Source organism: Aromatoleum aromaticum EbN1, assembly GCF_000025965.1.
Lineage (GTDB): Bacteria > Pseudomonadota > Gammaproteobacteria > Burkholderiales > Rhodocyclaceae > Aromatoleum > Aromatoleum aromaticum.
The window spans coordinates 1,269,703-1,288,943 of record NC_006513.1; the positions used below are offsets into that span (position 1 = coordinate 1,269,703).

General features: G+C 67.6%; 16 protein-coding genes. 14 read left to right on the top strand and 2 right to left on the bottom strand.

All coding sequences use genetic code 11. The features are described 5' to 3' along the window. Positions 1–88: 88 nt before the first annotated feature. The gene (locus tag EBN1_RS06045; RefSeq protein WP_011237042.1) at positions 89–2,404 is read right to left on the bottom strand and encodes a bifunctional salicylyl-CoA 5-hydroxylase/oxidoreductase; all 2,316 of its coding nucleotides are present in this window, start codon (positions 2,402–2,404) and stop codon (positions 89–91) included. Between the two features lie 379 nt (positions 2,405–2,783). Here EBN1_RS06045 and EBN1_RS06050 point away from each other — a divergent pair, with 379 nt between their 5' ends. The 10 genes from EBN1_RS06050 (at position 2,784) to EBN1_RS06095 (ending at position 14,344) form a co-directional block, all read left to right on the top strand. Beyond that, a complete protein-coding gene (locus EBN1_RS06050) occupies positions 2,784–3,155 on the top strand; it encodes a copper-binding protein (RefSeq protein WP_241762817.1) in 372 nt (123 codons plus the stop codon). 136 nt (positions 3,156–3,291) lie between these two features. Next, a complete protein-coding gene (locus tag EBN1_RS06055) occupies positions 3,292–4,596 on the top strand; it encodes a TolC family protein (RefSeq protein WP_011237044.1) in 1,305 nt (434 codons plus the stop codon). Next, a complete protein-coding gene (locus EBN1_RS06060) occupies positions 4,593–6,152 on the top strand; it encodes an efflux RND transporter periplasmic adaptor subunit (RefSeq protein ID WP_011237045.1) in 1,560 nt (519 codons plus the stop codon). The genes EBN1_RS06055 and EBN1_RS06060 overlap by 4 nt, the downstream gene beginning before the upstream one ends. A gap of 1 nt (position 6,153) precedes the next feature. Further along, a complete protein-coding gene (locus EBN1_RS06065) occupies positions 6,154–9,330 on the top strand; it encodes an efflux RND transporter permease subunit (RefSeq protein ID WP_011237046.1) in 3,177 nt (1,058 codons plus the stop codon). A 222-nt stretch (positions 9,331–9,552) separates the two neighbouring features. Then, positions 9,553–10,005, top strand: a complete 453-nt coding sequence (locus EBN1_RS06070) for a hypothetical protein (protein ID WP_011237047.1) — start codon at positions 9,553–9,555, stop codon at positions 10,003–10,005. A 99-nt stretch (positions 10,006–10,104) separates the two neighbouring features. Then, entirely contained in the window at positions 10,105–10,263 is a 159-nt protein-coding gene (locus EBN1_RS06075; RefSeq protein WP_157866587.1) for a hypothetical protein, read from the top strand. After that, a complete protein-coding gene (locus EBN1_RS06080) occupies positions 10,256–12,613 on the top strand; it encodes a heavy metal translocating P-type ATPase (protein ID WP_011237048.1) in 2,358 nt (785 codons plus the stop codon). The genes EBN1_RS06075 and EBN1_RS06080 overlap by 8 nt, the downstream gene beginning before the upstream one ends. Positions 12,614–12,617: 4 nt before the next feature. Then, positions 12,618–12,863, top strand: a complete 246-nt coding sequence (locus tag EBN1_RS06085) for a DUF2933 domain-containing protein (protein WP_011237049.1) — start codon at positions 12,618–12,620, stop codon at positions 12,861–12,863. Further along, positions 12,860–13,516 (top strand): methyltransferase family protein, encoded by a 657-nt coding sequence (locus EBN1_RS06090; RefSeq protein WP_011237050.1) that lies wholly within the window; start codon positions 12,860–12,862, stop codon positions 13,514–13,516. The genes EBN1_RS06085 and EBN1_RS06090 overlap by 4 nt, the downstream gene beginning before the upstream one ends. A 45-nt stretch (positions 13,517–13,561) precedes the next feature. Beyond that, a complete protein-coding gene (locus EBN1_RS06095) occupies positions 13,562–14,344 on the top strand; it encodes an HD-GYP domain-containing protein (protein WP_011237051.1) in 783 nt (260 codons plus the stop codon). Between the two features lie 38 nt (positions 14,345–14,382). On the opposite strand, the gene copK is transcribed toward EBN1_RS06095, so the two are convergent. Continuing rightward, complete coding sequence (copK, locus tag EBN1_RS06100) at positions 14,383–14,664, bottom strand: periplasmic Cu(I)/Cu(II)-binding protein CopK (RefSeq protein WP_041645896.1); 282 nt, start codon at positions 14,662–14,664, stop codon at positions 14,383–14,385. 385 nt (positions 14,665–15,049) lie between these two features. Between copK and pdhA the strand changes: the two genes are divergently transcribed. From pdhA to EBN1_RS06120, 4 genes are all read left to right on the top strand, one after another. Then, a complete protein-coding gene (gene pdhA / locus EBN1_RS06105) occupies positions 15,050–16,138 on the top strand; it encodes a pyruvate dehydrogenase (acetyl-transferring) E1 component subunit alpha (protein WP_011237053.1) in 1,089 nt (362 codons plus the stop codon). After that, a complete protein-coding gene (locus EBN1_RS06110) occupies positions 16,131–17,111 on the top strand; it encodes an alpha-ketoacid dehydrogenase subunit beta (RefSeq protein WP_011237054.1) in 981 nt (326 codons plus the stop codon). Before pdhA ends, EBN1_RS06110 begins: the two co-directional genes overlap by 8 nt. Continuing rightward, positions 17,108–18,211: a dihydrolipoamide acetyltransferase family protein gene (locus EBN1_RS06115; protein ID WP_011237055.1), complete on the top strand. Its 1,104-nt coding sequence runs from the start codon at positions 17,108–17,110 to the stop codon at positions 18,209–18,211. The genes EBN1_RS06110 and EBN1_RS06115 overlap by 4 nt, the downstream gene beginning before the upstream one ends. A gap of 246 nt (positions 18,212–18,457) precedes the next feature. After that, positions 18,458–19,240, top strand: coding sequence for an enoyl-CoA hydratase/isomerase family protein (locus EBN1_RS06120; protein ID WP_011237056.1), 783 nt, complete (start codon positions 18,458–18,460; stop codon positions 19,238–19,240). Position 19,241 lies beyond the last annotated feature (1 nt).

The following is a 19,241-nucleotide window of genomic DNA, read 5'->3' on the forward strand; positions in this document are numbered from 1 at the left end:
ATCCTCACAAGTCTACCAGACACCTATCTCGGCGAGCAGCACGAGAAGGTTGTAGCGATGAGCGCGCCCGATGCAAACGACCCGGTGTTCACTTGTCCGGCGCCCCGCCCTCGCGCCGGAGATTCGTCTCGTACTGGCTGCGCGCGGACAGATACTGTTTCGGCCACGCGACGTCGTCGAAGCCGATCTTCGCCGCTTCATGCAATGTCCAGGCTGGATCGGCGAGGTGCGGGCGCGCGATCGCGCACAGATCCGCACGGCCTGCGGCGATGATGCTGTTCGCGTGGTCGGCCTCGTAGAGCGCGCCGACGGCGACCGTCGGGATGCCGGCTTCGTTGCGGATGCGGTCGGCGAACGGCGTCTGGTACATGCGCCCATAGACCGGCCGGTCGCCTTTCCAAACCTGGCCCGACGAGCAGTCGATGAGATCCGCGCCGGCGTCCCTGAAAAGACGCGCGAAGGCGACTGCGTCGTCGGCAGTGTTGCCGCCGGGGAACCAGTCATGGCACGACAGGCGCACCGACATCGGGCGGTTCGAAGGCCACGCGGCGCGCATCGCGCGGAATACTTCGAGCGGGAAGCGCACGCGGTTTTCATGTCCACCGCCGTAATCGTCCCTGCGCCGGTTCGTCAGCGGCGACAGGAAGCTCGACAGCAGGTAGCCGTGCGCGCAGTGCAGCTCGAGGATGTCGAAGCCGGCTTCAAACGCCATCTTCGTCGCGCGGACGAAGTCGTCGCGCACGCGCTCCATGTCGTCACGCGTCATCTCGCGCGGCACCTGCGAATGCGGCAGGTACGGCAGCGGCGACGCGGACATCAGCGGCCAGCCGCCGGCTTCGAGCGGCTCGTCGATGCCTTCCCACGCGAGCTTCGTCGCGCCCTTGCGCCCCGCGTGACCGAGCTGGATGCCCATTTTCGCGCCCGAATTCGCGTGGACGAAATCGACGACGCGCTTCCATGCATTGACGTGCTCGGGCTTGTACATCCCGGCGCAGCCCGGCGTGATACGTGCGTCGGGCGACACGCACGTCATCTCGGTATACAGCAGCCCCGCCCCGCCGAGCGCGCGGGCGCCGAAATGCACGAGGTGGAAGTCGTTCGCGCTGCCGTCGTCGGCCGAGTACATCGCCATCGGCGACACGACGACGCGGTTCGCAAGCGTCAGGCCGCGCAGCGTGAAGGGCGTGAACATCGGCGGCGGCGCCTCGCCGGCCTTGACCGGCAGCCCCGCGTTGTTCGCGAACCAGCGCTCGTAGCCTTCGAGCCACGTCGCGTCGCGCAGGCGCAGATTCTCGTGCGAGATGCGCTGCGAGCGCGTCAGCATCGAATACATGAACTGCTCCGGCTCGAGCGTATCGCAGTAGCGCGCGCCGCAGACTTCGAACCATTCCATCGCGTTCCACGCGGCGTTCTGCAGCCGCAGCACGTCGATGTTGCGCGCCGCCTGGTAGCGTTCGAGCACCGCCGGGATGTGCTCCGGCGTGTCGCCTTCGTCGCGGAACAGGCGCGTCAGCTCGATCGCGTCCTCGAGCGCGAGCTTCGTGCCCGAGCCGATCGCGAAATGCGCGGTATGCACCGCGTCGCCCATCAGCACGACGTGGCTCCTGCCGTTGTCGTGGTGCCATTGCTCGCACTTGACGCGCTGGAAGTTCAGCCACGCCGAGCCGCGCAGGTGGCGGGCATTCGTCATCAGCCGATGACCGTCGAGGTACTTGCCGAAGAGCTTTTGGCAGAATTCGATCGACTGTTCCTGGCCGGCCTTGTCGAGCCCGTGCGCGAGCCACACGTGCTCCGGACATTCGACGATGAAAGTCGTCGTCGTGTCGTCGAACTTGTAGACGTGCGCCTGGAACCAGCCGTGCTCGGTCTTCTCGAACAGGAACGTGAACGCGTCGAAAAGCTGGTTCGTGCCGAGCCAGATGTAGCGGTTCGGCCGCGTGACGATGTCCGGCTTGAACACTTCCGCGTACTTGTTGCGGATGCGCGAGTTGATGCCGTCGGACGCGATGATCAGATCGGCATCGGGAAACTCGCTGTCCGACTCGACATCGCGGTCGAACACCAGCTCGACGCCGAGTTCCTCGCAGCGCGCCTGCAGGATGTTGAGCATCTTCTTGCGCCCGATGCCGACGAAACCGTGGCCGCCGCTGCGGATCGTGTGGTCCTTGAAATGCAGCTCGATGTCGTCCCAGTGGTTGAACGCGACCTGGATCGCCTCGGCCGTCACCGGGTCCCATTCGCGCATGTTGTCCATCGTCGCGTCCGAGAACACCACGCCCCAGCCGAACGTGTCGTATGGCCGGTTGCGCTCGACGACGGCGATCTCGTGCGCCGGGTTCAGCTTCTTCATCAGGAGCGCGAAATACAGCCCCGCGGGTCCGCCGCCGATACACACGATGCGCATGCCAGGTCTCCTTCGTTCGTTGCGCTTGCGGATGCGACGCCGGCGCCGTCCCTGCACGGTCCGGCCGAACCGCGTCACAGCGACAATCTGCCGCACGGCGGCAGGTGGCACGCCCCCTTTCGCGGGGGGGGCGGAACGAGGGGGAATGGCGGGGAAAGGGCCCTGTTCCGCTCGACAGCGCGAGCGTCTTGTACAAAGATTCGCCCCTGAATTGAACATCCCGATCCACACACATCGCATATTCCTTCCCGCCCGCCTGCCGGCCCCAGGTTCGCTGCCTCGCGGCCCGGCCCCGGCTGACAAAAATGTAATTTTCCCGTCAGCCTCCGGTCGGTATTACTTCCTCATACTTCATTCCACTCACCGAAACACAGGATTCATGATGCCCCTCACCTGCCCCCTCACCCGCTCCCTCGCCGCGTTCGCCCTCCTCGCCACGCTCACCAGCGCCAGCCCGGCCTTTGCCATGAGCGGGCACGGACACGAGGCCGCTCATGGCGCGGCGATGCCCGTCGCCGACGTGAAAGCTTCGTTGTCCGAAGGCACCGTCAAGAAAGTCGACAAAGCGGCCGGCAAGATCACCATCAGCCACGGCCCGCTCGAAAACCTGGGCATGCCGCCGATGACGATGGTGTTTCGCGCGACCGACCCGTCGATGCTCGACGCGGTCAGGGAGGGCGACAGGATCCGCTTCGCCGCGCAGCGCGTCGACGGAGTGTTCTCGGTGACGAAGCTGGAAATCGCGGAATAAGGGCCAAATAAGGGCGAAACAGGCGTGACGCCGCAGCCGGACGGTATTCCGGCTGCGGCTCGCTCGACGCGCCATTTCGCCTTCGGCATTTTCCCTGCCCACCAGCTCCGGCCACCCCACTTTTTCCGGACACCCGATGAAACCGCTTATCGCCGGCCTGCGTTCCCTGCGTCTGGCCGCGGGCATCGCCGTCCTTGCGGCGAGCGCCTTCGGCCACGCGCAGGACGCCGTGCCGCCCTCCGCCGCCGCGGCTCCCCTCGGCGCCGATCTCCCCGGCCTGATCGAATACGCCCGCGTGAACAACCCCGCTTTCGCCGTCGACCGCGCCGAAGCGGAGGCTGCCCGCGAACGTGTCGAGCCCGCCGGCGCGCTGCCCGACCCGAGCTTCCAGGTCGAGCTGATGGACGTCACGAACCGCATGCACGGCGGCCCGACGACGCTCGTGCCGGGCGAAGTCGGCGAGACCCGCTACCGCGTCATCCAGCCGCTGCCGGCGTGGGGCAAGCGCGAACTCGCCGAGCGTGCGGCGGGCGCGCGCGCGGACCAGGCGGAGGCGGCTCGCGATGCGGCATGGACGAACACGGCTGCCGAGATCAAGGCAGCCTGGCTGCGCTATTACGCTGCCGACCGCGAGGCGGGGCTCAATCGCGACGCGCTGGCGCTGCTGCAGAGCCTCGAGGAGATCACGCTGTCGCGCTACCGCCTCGGCCTGCTGCCGCAGCAGGCGGTGCTGCGCGCGCAGCGCGAGATCACGTCGCAGCGGCTCGCGCTCGTCGGCGTCGAGCAGCGCCGCCGCGGCACGGCGTCAGCGCTGAACGCGCTGCTCGGACGCACGCCCGGCAGTGCCCTTGCGGCGCCACAGGAACCGCCGCCGCTGCCGCAGGGGGTCGCTCTCGCGCCCCTCGTCGAACGCACCCGTGCGATTCATCCGGCGATCACCGCCGAAGCGCGCGGCATCGACGTGGCGCGCCTCGAACGCGACCGCACGTGGCGCGACCGCTATCCGGATTTCAGCCTCGGACTGACGAACAACCGTCCGCTCGGGGGCGAAAACTCGTGGGACGTGATGCTCGAAGTCATGATCCCGCTGCAGCAGTCGGCACGCCGCGCGCGCGAGCGCGAAGCCGCGCTGATGGTCACCGCTGCCCACGCGCGGCGGGCCGCCGCCGAATCGACGCTCCTCGGCGAGCTCGGCAGCGCGTACGCCGCGTTCACGAGCGGCCACGAGACACTGCAGCTGCTGCGCGGCACGCTGACGCCGCAGGCCGAAGCGACGCGCGACGCGACCCGTGCCGCGTTCTCGGCGGGGCGCGTCGACTTCGACACCGTGCTCGAAGCCGAGCGCCAGCTCGTCGATACGCGCATCGCGCTGCTGCAGGCCGATGTCGAGACCCGCATGGCGCTCGCCGAAATCGAAAAACTTGCAGGAGAACAGCCGTGAAGCCCGCCGTACGACTTTCCCTCGCGGCGCTCACCGTCGCGCTCGCGCTCGGCGCCGGCTATTGGGCGGGCAGCCGCAGCGACCACGCTCCCGCGCCCGGCAGCACGGCGACGGCCGCTGAAAACACGGCCGCAGCCGCTGGCGGCGAACGCCAGATCCTCTATTACCGCAACCCGATGGGCCTGCCCGACACGTCACCGGCGCCGAAGAAGGACTCGATGGGCATGGACTACCTCCCGGTCTATGCCGACGACAAGCCCGACGACAGCGGCGCCGTCGTCGTCAGCCCGGCGCGCGTGCAGACCCTCGGCGTGAAGACCACCGTCGCCGAGATGCGCGTCGTCGGTGCCGCAGTGCGCGCGGTCGGACGCATCGAGCTCAACGAGCGCGCGGTCGTCGACGTCGCGCCGCGCTTCGAAGGCTGGATCGAGCGCCTGCACGTCAATGCGGTCGGCGACCCGGTGCGCCGCGGCCAGCCGCTGTTCACGATCTACAGCCCCGAGCTGCTATCGGCCAGCGAGGAACTGCGCATCGCCGAGCGGCTACAGCGCGACAGTGCCACCACCGACCCGATCGCATCGGAAGCGGCGCGCCGGCTCGCCAACGCGACGCGCGAGCGCCTGCAGAACTGGCAGGTCGCCGCTGCGCGAGAGGGCAAGGGCGAGATCGCGCAGCGCCAGACTTTCCATTCGCCGGCCAACGGCGTCGTGCTTGAGAAGAACGCAGTCCAGGGCGCGCGCTTCATGCCCGGCGAAGCGGTCTATCGCATCGCCGACCTGTCGAAAGTGTGGGTCATCGCCGACATCTTCGAGCGCGACCTCGCGCGCGTGCGCGTCGGCCAGCCGGCGAGCGTAACGCTCGACGCCTTCCCGGACCGCCGCTTCGACGCGAAAGTGGGCTATCTGTACCCGACGCTGAACGTCGAGACGCGCAGCACCCGCATCCGTCTCGAACTCGACAACCGCGAAGGCCTGCTGCGCCCGGGCATGTTCGCGCACGTCGAGCTCGCGTCCGGCTCGCCGACACCGCGCGTGACCGTGCCGACGTCCGCGGTCATCGACGACGGGGTGCGCCAGGTCGTGCTGATCGCGCTCGACGAAGGCCGCTTCAAGCCGCAGCCGGTGCGCCTGGGCGAGCGCGGCACCGACCACGTCGAAGTGCTCGAAGGCGTCGAGGCCGGCGACCGCGTCGTGACGTCGGCGAACTTCCTCATCGACTCCGAAAGCCAGCTGAAGGCCGCGCTGTCGAACCTGACCGACGCCGCCCCGGCAACGGATGCAGCGCCGGTGACGTACGAAGCCGAAGGAACGTTCGACGCCGTTGATCCGGCGACGAAGACCGTGACGCTGACGCACGGCGACATCCCTGCGCTGCAATGGCCGGCGATGACGATGGACTTCGCGGTGGCGTCCCCCGACCTCGTCGCCAACCTCGCGCCGGGCACGCCGGTCCGCTTCGAGTTCGAGCAGCGCCAACCGGGCGAATTCGTCGTGACGAAAGTCGAGAAGGCGAACGGGGCGAAACCGGCGGCCGCGAACGGACACGGGAGCCACTGACATGCTCGACCGCCTCATCGACTGGTCCGCGAAGAACGTCTTCCTCGTGCTGCTCGCGACGCTGTTCGTCCTCGGCGGCGGGCTGTACGCGGTGAAGAACACGCCGCTCGACGCGCTGCCGGATCTGTCGGACGTGCAGGTGATCGTGTTCACCGACTTCCCCGGCCAGGCGCCGCAGGTCGTCGAGGACCAGGTGACCTATCCGCTGACGACGTCGATGCTCGCGGTGCCGCGTGCGAAAGTCGTGCGCGGCTTCTCGATGTTCGGCGCGTCCTACGTCTACGTGATCTTCGAGGACGGCACCGACATCTACTGGGCGCGCTCGCGCGTGCTCGAATACCTGTCCTCGGTCGCCGGCCGGCTGCCGCAAGGCGTGTCGCCGCAGATCGGGCCGGATGCGACCGGCGTCGGCTGGGTCTATCAGTACGCAGTGACCGGCAAGAACATGTCGCTCGCCGAGACGAGGAGCCTGCAGGACTGGTATATCCGCTACCAGCTGACGAAAGCCGGCGGCGTATCGGAAGTCGCGAGCGTCGGCGGCTTCGTGCGCGAATACCAGGTCACCGTCGACCCGCACCGGCTCGCGACTTTCGGCCTCGCGCTCGACGACGTCAGCCGCGTGATCCGCGAGTCGAACCGCGACGTCGGCGGGCGCGTCGTCGAGATGGCCGAGAAGGAATACATGGTGCGCGGCCGCGGCTATCTGGGCGGCAGCGACGACATCGCGAACCTGGCGCTGAAAAGCGCAGGCGGCACGCCGGTGCGGGTCGCCGACATCGGCCGCGTCGAGCTCGTGCCGGCCGAGCGGCGCGGGATCGCCGAATTGAACGGCGAAGGCGAAGTCGCTTCCGGCATCGTCATGGCGCGCTTCGGCCAGAACGCGCTCGACGTCATCGCGAACGTCAAGGCGAAGATCGCCGAGATCGCGCCGGGGCTCCCCGAAGGCGTCGAGATCGTGCCGGTCTATGACCGCTCGACGCTGATCGAGCGCGCGATCGCGAATCTCAAATGGACGCTGCTCGAAGAGAGCCTGATCGTCGTCGCGGTGTGCGTGATCTTCCTGCTGCACGTCCGGAGCGCGCTCGTCGCGATCATCACGCTGCCGCTCGGCATCCTCATCGCGTTCATCGCGATGCGCGCGCTCGACCTCGGCTCGAACATCATGAGCCTCGGCGGCATCGCGATCGCGATCGGCGCGATGGTCGATGCCGCAATCGTCATGATCGAGAACGCGCACAAGCGCCTCGAACATCTGCCGGCGCACGCGACGCAGGCCGAGCGCGCGCAGACGATCATCCGCGCGTGCAAGGAAGTCGGGCCGGCGCTGTTCTTTTCGCTGTTGATCATCACCGTGTCGTTCCTGCCGGTGTTCACGCTCGAAGGCCAGGAAGGCCGGATGTTCTCGCCGCTCGCGTTCACGAAGACGTTCGCGATGGCGGGCGCGGCGATCCTGTCGGTGACGCTCGTGCCGGTGCTGATGCTGTTCTTCGTGCGCGGGCGCATCCTGCCCGAAGCGAAGAACCCGGTGAACCGCTTCCTGATCTGGGCCTACCGGCCGATCATCCGCGGCGTGATGCGCCACAAGGTGCTGACGCTCGTCGCGGCGGGGGTGGTGATGGCTGTGACAATCGTCCCGGCGCGTGAGATCGGCTCGGAGTTCATGCCGACGTTGAACGAAGGCACCCTTTTCTACATGCCGGCGGCGCTGCCCGGCATGTCGGTGACCGAAGCCGGGCGCCTGTTGGCGACGACGAACCGCATCATCAAGACTTTCCCTGAAGTCGAATCGGTGTATGGCAAGGCCGGGCGGGCGCTGTCGGCGACCGACCCGGCGCCGCTCGAGATGTTCGAGACGGTCGTGAACCTCAAGCCGCAGGCCGACTGGCGCCCGGGCATGACGACCGACCAACTGATCGCCGAGATGGACGCGGCGTTGAAGTTTCCCGGCGTCGCGAACTCCTGGACGATGCCGATCAAGGCGCGCCTCGACATGCTCGCGACCGGCATCCGCACGCCGATCGGCGTCAAGGTGTTCGGCAACGATCTCGCGACGATCGAGCAGGTCGCGAAGGACGTCGAAGCCGCGGTGCGGAACGTCCCGGGCGCTTCCAGCGCCTATGCCGAGCGCGTCAGCGGCGGCTACTACCTCGACATCGTGCCGCGCCGCGACCAGCTCGCGCGCTACGGCCTGACGGTCAATGCGTTGCAGGAAGTCGTCGCGACCGCGCTCGGCGGCGACATGGTCACGACCGCCGTCGAAGGGCTCGAACGCTACAACGTCACGGTGCGCTACCCGCGCGGCCTGCGCGACGACCCGCACCGCATCGCGGCCGAAGTGTACGTGCCGACGGCGAGCGGCCCGATCCCGCTCGGCCAGCTCGCCGACGTGCAGCTCACGCGCGGCTCGCCCGGCATCCGCACCGAGAACGCGCTGCTCGCCGCGTATGTGTATGTCGACACCCGCGACGCCGATCTCGGCGCGTTCGTCAAACGCGCACAGAAGGCGGTCGCCGAGCAGGTGACGTTCCCGCCCGGCTATTACGCGACGTGGAGCGGCCAGTTCGAGTACATGGAGCGCGCGAAGGAGAAGATGAAGGTCGTGCTGCCGCTGACGCTGGGGCTGATCTTCGTGCTGCTGTACCTGAACTTCCGGCGCCTGACCGAGACCTTGATCGTGATGCTGTCGGTGCCGTTCGCGCTCGTTGGCGGCGTGTGGCTGATGTGGTGGCTCGGCTACCAGATGAGCGTCGCGGTCGCGGTCGGCTTCATCGCGCTCGCCGGCGTCGCCGCCGAGACCGGCGTCGTCATGCTGATCTACCTCGACCAGGCGTGGAAGGCGATCCGCGCGAAACGTGCTGCCGAAGGCCGCGAGGCGTCGGTCGCCGACCTGTACGAAGCGATCATGGAAGGCGCCGTCGAGCGCGTGCGGCCGAAGATGATGACGGTCGTCGCGATCATGGCGGGCCTCCTGCCGATCATGTGGGGCACGGGCACCGGCTCCGAAGTCATGAGCCGCATCGCTGCGCCGATGGTCGGCGGCATGATCTCGTCGACGGTGCTGACGCTCGGCGTCATCCCCGCGCTGTATGCGCTGGTCAAGCAGTGGCAGCTGCGGCGGGAGCTCGAATCCGGTGCGCGCACCCCGGTCGTGCCGGCATCGGCGGCGACGATTCGATGACAGAAATGTAATCAGCGCGTCAGCCTTGCGTCGCACGGCGCGGACTATGATGAATCCATCGAAGCACGGCGAGCGTATCAGGAACACGCCTCACCCTCGTGCCCCGACGCACCATCCGAAGCTTCGCCCGACGACCGGCACGGCCAACGAATCGGCGCCGGCTTTATTGCCTCTGCGTGCAATCCGGCGCCCGCCCGACCACTTATTTTCAGGAGACGCATCATGAAAAAGACTCTCACTGCCATCGCGATATCCCTGGTCGCGGCCTTTCCTGCCTTCGCGGAGGATGCGCATCACCCGGATCAGGCCCCGGCCGTCTCGGCGCCGGTACCCGCAGCGACGGTGCAGACGATGCGGGACAACACGACCAAGATGCAGTCCCAACTCGATGCCCTCGCCGCAGCCAGGAGTCCTGAGGAGCGGCAGAAACTGCTGATGGAGCACATGCAGACGATGCGCGAAAACATGATGTTGGGCCGGCAGATGGCGGCGGGCCAGATGGGCTGCCCGATGATGGGCGACCCGGACATGATGCAGGGAATGGGAATGATGGGTCCGGGCGGAATGATGGGTCCGGGTGCGGGCGCGCCCTCAGTCGAGGCTCTCGCGAAGCGCATGCATCAGATCGAGCAGCGCCTGGACAGGATACAGATGGGGAGGGAACAGACGCCCTGACGCGCCCGGAAATGACTGTTGGTGGGCGGGCGAGCGTCGTTTCAGACGACGGCAGCTGCTCGGCCGCCCCGCACACAGCGTTGAACGGAGGAGGCTGCGATGCTCGACACGCTGAAGGACCTGCTGCTGCGATTACGGACGTGGATGTCCGAGAACGAGCGCGCTCACCGGAACGCGAAGGCGAACACGTGCTGCAGCACGCCGTCCGCGATCTACGCGGCGTCATACCGGGCGCGGGGAGAAAATCGTCATGAGTGAAATCCGTCCCGCCCCGGCACACGATCATCATCGCCACGATCGTCCCGAACATGCCGCTCCCTCGCCTGCCCCGGCAACCGACCCGGTATGCGGCATGATCGTGAAACCCGATTCGCCGCACGTCGCGACGCACGACGGGCAGACGTACCGCTTCTGCAGCGCGAAGTGCCTCGACAAGTTCCGCGCCGAGCCGACGCGCTACCTGCACCCGGCGCCGGTCGAGGCCGCGGACGCCACGACGCCGCCCGGCACCGAATACACCTGCCCGATGCACCCGGAGATTCGCCAGATCGGCCCCGGCAGCTGCCCGAAGTGCGGCATGGCGCTCGAGCCGGTGCTGCCCGAACTGGAGGAAGGCGAAAACCCGGAGCTCGCGGACTTTCGACGGCGCTTCTGGTGGACGCTGCCAGCGACCGTGCTGGTGACGCTGATCGCGATGTCCGGCGGGCTGTTCGATCCGCTGCTCGGCGCCGCACGCCCGTGGGTCGAGCTGCTGCTCGCGACACCGGTGGTGCTGTGGGGCGGCTGGCCGTTCTTCGTGCGCTGGGCGCAGTCGCTTGCAAACCGCAGTCCGAACATGTGGACGCTGATCGGCACCGGCGTCGGCGCGGCCTATGCCTACAGCGTCGTCGCGACCGTCGCACCCGGCCTCTTCCCCGAGTCCTTCCGCATCGGCGGCCACGTCGCGGTGTATTTCGAGGCCGCCGCGGTGATCGTGTCGCTGACGCTGCTCGGCCAGGTGCTCGAACTGCGCGCGCGCTCCGAAACCGGCGCGGCAATCAAGGCGCTGCTCGGCCTCGCGCCGAAGACCGCGCGCCGGCTCAACGCCGACGGCAGCGAGGAGGACATCCCGCTGACCCATGTGCACCCCGGCGACCACCTGCGCGTGCGCCCCGGCGAGAAAGTCCCGGTCGACGGCGTCGTGCTCGAAGGGGCGAGCGCGGTCGATGAATCGATGCTCACCGGCGAGCCGCTGCCGGTCGACAAGCGCACCGGCGACAAGCTGATCGGCGCGACGCAGAACACCAGCGGCGCGCTGGTGATGCAGGCCGAGAAAATCGGCTCGCAGACGGTGCTCGCGCAGATCGTGCAGATGGTCGCGCAGGCGCAGCGCTCGCGCGCGCCGATGCAGCGCATGGCCGACCAGGTCGCAGGGTATTTCGTCGTCGCGGTCGTCGCGATCGCCGCCCTCACCTTCTTCGGCTGGGGCCTGTTCGGCCCGGAACCGTCGTGGGCCTTCGGCCTGATCAACGCGGTCGCAGTGCTGATCATCGCCTGCCCGTGCGCGCTCGGGCTCGCGACGCCGATGTCGGTGATGGTCGCGACCGGCAACGCCGCGACCCAGGGGGTGCTGTTCCGCGATGCCGCGGCGATCGAGAACTTGCGCCGGGTCGACACGCTGATCGTCGACAAGACCGGCACGCTGACCGAAGGCAAGCCCGCATTCCACGCGACGGTCGCCGCCTCCGGCTGGAGCGGGGACGAAGTGCTGCGCATCGCCGCGAGCCTCGACCAGGGCAGCGAACATCCGCTCGCGCACGCGATCGTCGACGAGGCGCGGCGCCAGGGGCTGGCGCTGTCGAAACCGGACAGCTTCGAATCGTCGTCCGGCATCGGCGTGCGCGGGATCGTCGAGGGCCGCAAGATCGTGCTCGGCAACACCGCGTTGATGGACGACGAGGGTGTCGCCTGGCAGGACCTCGCCGAACAGGCCGAAGCGCTGCGCAGCGAGGGCGCGAGCGTGATGATGCTCGCCGTCGATGGCCGCGCGGCGGGTCTTGTCGCGGTCGCCGACCCGGTCAAGGCGACGACGCCCGAGGCGCTCGACGAACTGCGCGCGAACGGGATCACGCGCATCGTCATGGCGACCGGCGACGGCCTGACGACGGCGCGCGCGGTCGGCAAGCGATTGGGCATCGACGAGGTGCACGGCGAAGTCAAGCCGAAGGACAAGAACGATCTGGTCGCGAAGCTGCAGGCCGAGGGTCGCATCGTCGCGATGGCCGGCGACGGCATCAACGACGCGCCGGCGCTCGCGCGCGCCCACATCGGCATCGCGATGGGCACCGGCACCGACGTCGCGATGTCGAGCGCGCAGCTCACTCTGGTCAAGGGCGACCTGCGCGGCATCGCCGCCGCGCGCCGCGTGTCGGTCGCGACAGTGCGCAACATGCGCCAGAACCTCGCTTTCGCCTTCCTCTACAACGCGCTCGGCGTGCCGCTCGCCGCCGGCCTGCTGTATCCCTTCACCGGCCTGCTGCTGTCGCCGCTGGTCGCCGCGCTGGCGATGAGCGCGAGCTCGGTGTCGGTGGTCACCAATGCGCTGCGGCTGCGTCGGCGAGCCGGCTGAGCCCATGAAATCGCTGGACGACAAGGAGCAGTCATCCCATCCCCACGCCCGCTCGGGCTCGCGGGCGAAGTGGGTCTTCGCCGGCTTTCTCGCGCTGGCCGTGTTCTTGCTTTTCACTGAGCACCGCGCCCACGTGCTCGGCTTCCTCCCCTGGCTGATATTGCTCGCGTGTCCGCTGATGCATCTGTTCATGCATGGCGGGCACGATCACGGGACAAAGCCGAAAAGTGTGGAAGGAGATGAAACATGACCGACACGCCCGCCTACGGCCTGTGGTCGCTGGTCGTGATCAATTCGCTGTTCTTCATCGCGTTCGCGTTCAGCTTCGCCAGGCCTCACAGCAAGCGCGACTGGTGCTCGTTCGGTGCCTACTCGGCGTTCATCGTCGCCCTGTTCACCGAGATGTATGGCTTCCCGCTCACGATCTACCTGCTTTCGGGCTGGCTGTCGTCGCGTTTTCCGGGCGTGGATTTCCTCGCCCATGAGTCCGGGCACCTGCTCGAGACGATGTTCGGCTGGCGCTCGAATCCGCATTTCGGCCCCTTCCACCTGCTCAGCACCGTGTTCATCGTCGGCGGATTCTGGTTGCTCGCCAAGGCCTGGCCGGTGCTCTACGAGACCCAGCGCGAGCACCGGGTGGCCGACAGCGGTCCTTATGCCAGCATCCGACATCCACAGTACGTCGCCTTCGTGCTCGTGATGTTCGGCTTCCTGCTGCAGTGGCCGACGCTGATCACACTGGTGCTGTTCCCGATCCTGCTCGTCGTCTACGCGCGGCTCGCGCGGCACGAGGAGCGCGACGCGGTTGCCGAATTCGGCGATGCGTACCGCCGCTACCTCGAGCGCACGCCCGCGTTCATCCCCCGCCTGGGTGCGCAGCGGTCCGGAGCGCCGCGGAACTGACGAAACGGGGTTTCGATCGCACGGCCATCGAAGGAGATTGCGGCCTTGAACGATTCACGCACTTCGACCACTTCAGCGGCAACATGCAGTTGCTGCGGCGCACTCATCGCGTCGCGGGACCGGCCGGGAACGGGCGATGCACTCTGCGAGCGCTGTTTTCTCGAACCGCTCGCGGCGGAGCGTTCGACTTGCAGCGACCTGAATGCCGGCTTCGCCGAAGCGCTCGCCGAGGCGCTCGATCTGCGCGAACATGAGACCGGTCTCCACTCACGGCGCGTCGCCTGCCACACGGTCGTCCTGGCGAAACGCTTCTTTCCGCACGACGAGCGACGCCTCGCCCAAATCTACTGGGGCGCGCTGCTTCACGACCTCGGGAAGATCGGCGTCCCGGACCGTATCTTGTTGAAGAACGGACCGCTCGACGACGACGAATGGACCGTGATGCGCCGCCATCCCGATGACGGCCATCACCTTGTCAGTCGCCTCGCAGGCATGGAGGAAGCGGCGGAAATCGTGCGCTGCCACGAGGAACGCTTCGACGGCACAGGTTATCCGCGTGGTTTGCGTGGCGAGGCCATCCCGTTGGGGGCGAGGCTGTTTGCCGTGATCGACGCGCTCGACGCGATGACCTCGGACCGCCCCTACCGGAAGGGACTGTCGTTCGATGTCGCCAAGGCCGAGATCCTGCGCATGTCGGTCAGGCAGTTCGACCCCGTGGCCGTCCGTCTCTTCCTCGACGAGGAGCCGGTATTGCGGCGCATGGTCGAGATGAAGTGCAGTGAAGCGGATTTCGGCCGAGCCGACCGGCCCTCCCCGGGGCGAGCATAGCGGCGAGCACGACACGTGTCGCGAGCGCTGCGTCCCCTTCAGTTGCCGCGACGATCGTGATTCAGCACATCGTCGAGGCGCCAGACCTCGTTGCCCTTCATCATGATCTTCTGGCCATCCTTCGTCTCCATCGCATGGCCCTCCTTCATCGAGACAACCAGGCCGGCCTTGTTTTCCATGGCCATCTTGCCGTCCTTGAACACATACACCGTGGAGCCGTCCTTCAGTTCGTAGGACTTGGCGACATTGACCTTGTCGGCGGCGAAAGCCGAAGTGGCGATCAGCACGGACGCGGCGGCAGCGGCGATTTTCATCAGCATGATTTACTCCTTGTGAATTGCGTTATTTCGGCTCGAACCGGACGGGTAACGCCCTGTTCGAATCAGGCGCTCGCGTTCGAGCGACCCTGGACACATGCTAGGCGGACGCCACTGACCACAAGATGACTAGAGCATTACTTTTGCTTCACCTTCCGGTCATCTCCCGGACAGGCGGGGCGGAGCGTGACCCCGCGCATTCGGGAACGGCGGGATGGACCACGGTGTCCATAAACCGGATACCGCAGCGACGTGTCATTGCCGTTTCCACCGCTCAAACAGATACCGATCCGCGGCGGGAGCCGGAATATTCCGATGCAGTTGGAGTGTCAGTCAGTCTGCATCCCCCGTACAGTGGTCTAGACTGACAGGAAACAAGGAGCTTGCGATGACCACCATCGGTCGGTTCCAGGTCGACTACACGCGCTTCCTCGATCCCCGGGGCGAAGCGACCCAGCCTTTGCCGGATTTCGCGCTCGATCCGGAAAAACTGATTCCCCTGTACCGCGCGATGGTCCTGACGCGCACTTTCGACACCAAGGCGATCGCGCTGCAGCGCACCGGCAAGCTCGGCACGTTCGCGTCGGCGCTCGGGCAGGAGGCGATCGGGGTCGGCGTCGCAGCCGCGATGCGCGCCGAGGACGTGCTCGTGCCGTCGTATCGAGACCACCCGGCGCAGCTGCTGCGCGGCGTCACGATGGCCGAAAGCCTGCTCTACTGGGGCGGCGACGAGCGCGGCAGCGATTTCGCCGGGCCGCGCGACGATTTTCCGATCTGCGTGCCGATCGCGACGCAGGTCTGCCACGCGGCCGGTGCAGCGTATGCATTCCAGTTGCGCCAGGAAGCGCGCGTCGCGGTGTGCTTTATCGGCGACGGCGGCACGTCGAAAGGCGACTTCTACGAAGCGCTGAATTTCGGCGCAGTGTGGAAAGCCCCCCTGGTCGTGGTCGTCAACAACAACCAGTGGGCGATCTCCGTGCCGCGCAGCATGCAGAGCGCCGCTCAGACGCTGGCGCAAAAAGCGATCGCGGCCGGGATCGAAGGCTGCCAGGTGGACGGCAACGACATCGTCGCCGTCCACCACGCCGCGCGGCAGGCGATCGAGAAAGCGCGCAGCGGCGGCGGCCCGAGCCTGATCGAGGCGCTCAGCTACCGCCTCGGCGACCACACCACTGCCGATGACGCGAGCCGTTACCGCGATCCGGCGGTCGTGCAGGAGAACTGGACGTTCGAACCGGTGGTGCGCCTGCGCAACCACCTCGTGCGGCTGAACGCGTGGGACCCGCAGCACGAAGAACAACTCGTCCGGGAATGCGGCGAAGCGGTCAATGCGGCAGTCGAGAGGTATCTCGCGACGCCGCCGCCTACGCCCGAAGCCATGTTCGATCACCTGTACCGCACGCTGCCGGCGGCGCTGCAGGAACAGCGCGACATGGCACTGCGGTTCGCACCGCACGAGGGAGGCGGCCATGACTGAGCTCAATCTGATCGAAGCGATCAACCACGCACTGGCGCACGAACTGGCGCGGGACCCGGCAGTCGTGCTGCTCGGGGAAGACATCGGCGTCAACGGCGGCGTCTTCCGCGCCACCGCCGGACTGCAGCAGCGCTTCGGCGCGGCGCGCGTCGTCGACACGCCGCTGGCCGAAACCGCGATCGCCGGCACCGCGGTCGGCATGGCAGCGATGGGGCTGAAGCCGGTGGCGGAAATCCAGTTCGCGGGTTTCATCTACCCGACGTTCGACCACATCATCAACCATGCGTCGCGCCTGCGCCATCGCACGCGCAGCAGGATGTCGTGCCCGCTCGTGCTGCGCTCGCCTTCCGGAGCAGGCATTCACGCCCCCGAACACCACTCCGAAAGCACGGAAGCGTTGTTTGCGCACGTGCCGGGGCTGCGCGTCGTGATCCCGTCATCGCCGTCGCGCGCCTACGGCCTGCTGCTGGCAGCGATACGCGACCCCGATCCGGTGATTTTTCTCGAACCGACGCGGCTGTACCGTCTGTTCAAGCAGGAAGTCGCCGACGACGGCGAGGCGCTGCCGCTCGACGTGTGCTTCACGCTGCGCTCGGGCAGCGACGTGACGCTGGTCAGCTGGGGCGCGATGGTGCACGAAACGCAGGCCGCAGCCGACGCGCTGGCGCAGCAGGGAATCATGGCCGAAGTCATCGACGTGGCGACGCTCAAGCCGCTCGACATGGGGACGATACTCGAATCTGTTGGCCGCACCGGGCGCTGCGTGATCGTCCACGAAGCCGCGCGCACGGCCGGCTTCGGTGCCGAAATTGCAGCCAATCTCGCTGAAGAAGGCCTCTACACCTTGCTCGCGCCGGTGAGGCGCGTCACCGGATACGATACGGTGGTGCCGCTGGCACGTCTCGAATACCAGTACCTGCCGAGCGTCGAACGCATCGTCGCGGCAGTCCACAAGACGCTGGAGGGCGCATGAAGATCTTCAAACTGCCCGACCTGGGCGAAGGCCTGCAGGAAGCGGAGATCGTCGAATGGCACGTCGCGGCCGGCGACGAGATCGAGGCGGACCGGCCGCTGCTGTCGGTGGAGACGGCCAAGGCGATCGTCGAGATCCCTTCGCCGCATTCGGGCCACATCGAGAAGCTGTTCGGGCAGCCGGGGCAGATCGTGCATGTCGGCGCGCCGCTGGTCGGCTTTGCCGGCACCGCCGAAGACAGCGACACCGGCACCGTCGTCGGTGAAGTGCAGGTCGGCCATCAGCTCGCGCCGGAAGCTCCGGCAGCCGTCGGCGGCGGCGCAGCGGCGATCAAGGCGACGCCCGCGGTGCGCGCGCTTGCCCGCCAGCTCAACGTCGAGCTCGAGATGGTCACACCGTCCGGCCCGGACGGCCTGATCACGACGGCCGACGTGCAGCGGGTCGCGAAGATCCTCGCCGACGTCGGGCCGCCGGAGGTCCTGCGCGGCGTGCGGCGCGCGATGGCTCGCAACATGGCGCTCGCGCAAAGCGAAGTGGCGGGGGCGACGGTCGTCGATGACGCCGACATCGACGCGTGGCTGCCGGACAGCGACGTCACGATCCGGCTCGTGCGCGCGCTGGTTGCGGGCTGCCGGGCCGAGCCGGCGCTCAACGCGTGGTACGAGAGCCACACGATGGGACGCCGCGTGCTCGAGAAGATCGACGTCGGCATCGCGATCGACCTCGCCGAAGGACTGTTCGTGCCGGTGTTGCGCGACGTCGCGAACCGCGACGCGAACGACCTGCGCCGCGGCCTCGACCGGATGCGCGCCGATGTCATCGCGCGCAAGATCCCGGCCGACGAACTGCGCGGCAACACGATCACGCTGTCGAATTTCGGCATGATCGCCGGCAAGTACGCCGCACCGATCGTCATGCCGCCGACGGTGGCGATCCTCGGCGCCGGCCGCGTGCACCAGCAGGTGCTCGCGATCGACGGCGCGCCGGCCGTGCGCCGCGTGCTGCCGCTGAGCCTCACGTTCGACCATCGCGTCGTGACCGGCGGCGAAGCAGCCCGGTTCCTCGCCGCGGTGATCGCGGACCTCGCGCTGCCGGAGTGAATCAGGACGCCGGCGCATTGAAGGGCAGCTTGCCGCAGGGGCTGATCAGGCGCGGGGGCGTGTCCCGCACTGTCGCGCATCTCGCTGCCCGCGACGTTCGAGCCGAGCGCGGGCCGGCCGAAAAAGCGCAGATCGCCGTCGAGTTCCGTTTTGGCGCGCGTCGGCAACGGCCGATAATAGTCGTAGCGCCGGCGCCGCACCGCGCTCAATCCCCCGTTCGAGCCCCAACCTGCCCCAGGGACAAGCATGAATTACGAGACGATCCTGTACGACATGACGGACGGCATTGCCGAGATCCGGCTGAACCGCCCGCACCGGCTCAACGCCGTAACCGCGCAGCTGTATGACGAACTGAACGCGGCGCTGAGCCGCGCCGAAGCTGACCCCGATGCGCGCGTCGTGCTGCTCACCGGCGAAGGCCGCGCGTTCTGCGTCGGTGCCGACCTCAAGGAACACAAGGCGGGCCGCACGCCGTTCGAGCGCCGCCAGTACCTGCAGGGCGAGCAGAAAGTGTGCAAGCGGCTGTTGCAGCTCGGCAAGCCGGTGATCGCTGCGGTCAATGGCTTCGCGCTCGGCGCCGGAGCCGAAATGGCGATCGCTTCGGACTTCGTGCTGATGGCCGAAAGCGCGCAGATCGGCTTGCCGGAAATCTCGATCGGCAACTTCCTCGGTGGCGGCGTCACCTACCTGCTGCCGCGCCTCGTCGGGCTGGCGAAAGCGCGCGAGCTGGTATTCCTCGGCGAGCGCATCGGCGGCGCCGAAGCGGTGCGCATCGGGCTCGCGAACCGCGCGCTGCCCGACGAAGGTTTCCTCGACGCCGCGCGCGATTTCGCGCGCCGGATCGCGGCCAAGGCGCCGTTCTCGATGCAGCTCGCGAAGGAGCAGCTGAACATGGCGGCCGAGCGCACGCTCGATGCCGCGCTGACTGCCGAGCTCGAAGGCATGATGTTCGTCGGCACGACGCGCGACTGGCAGGAGGGCGTGGACGCCTTCGCCGAAAAGCGCGCGCCGGTTTTCCGGGGAGAATGAC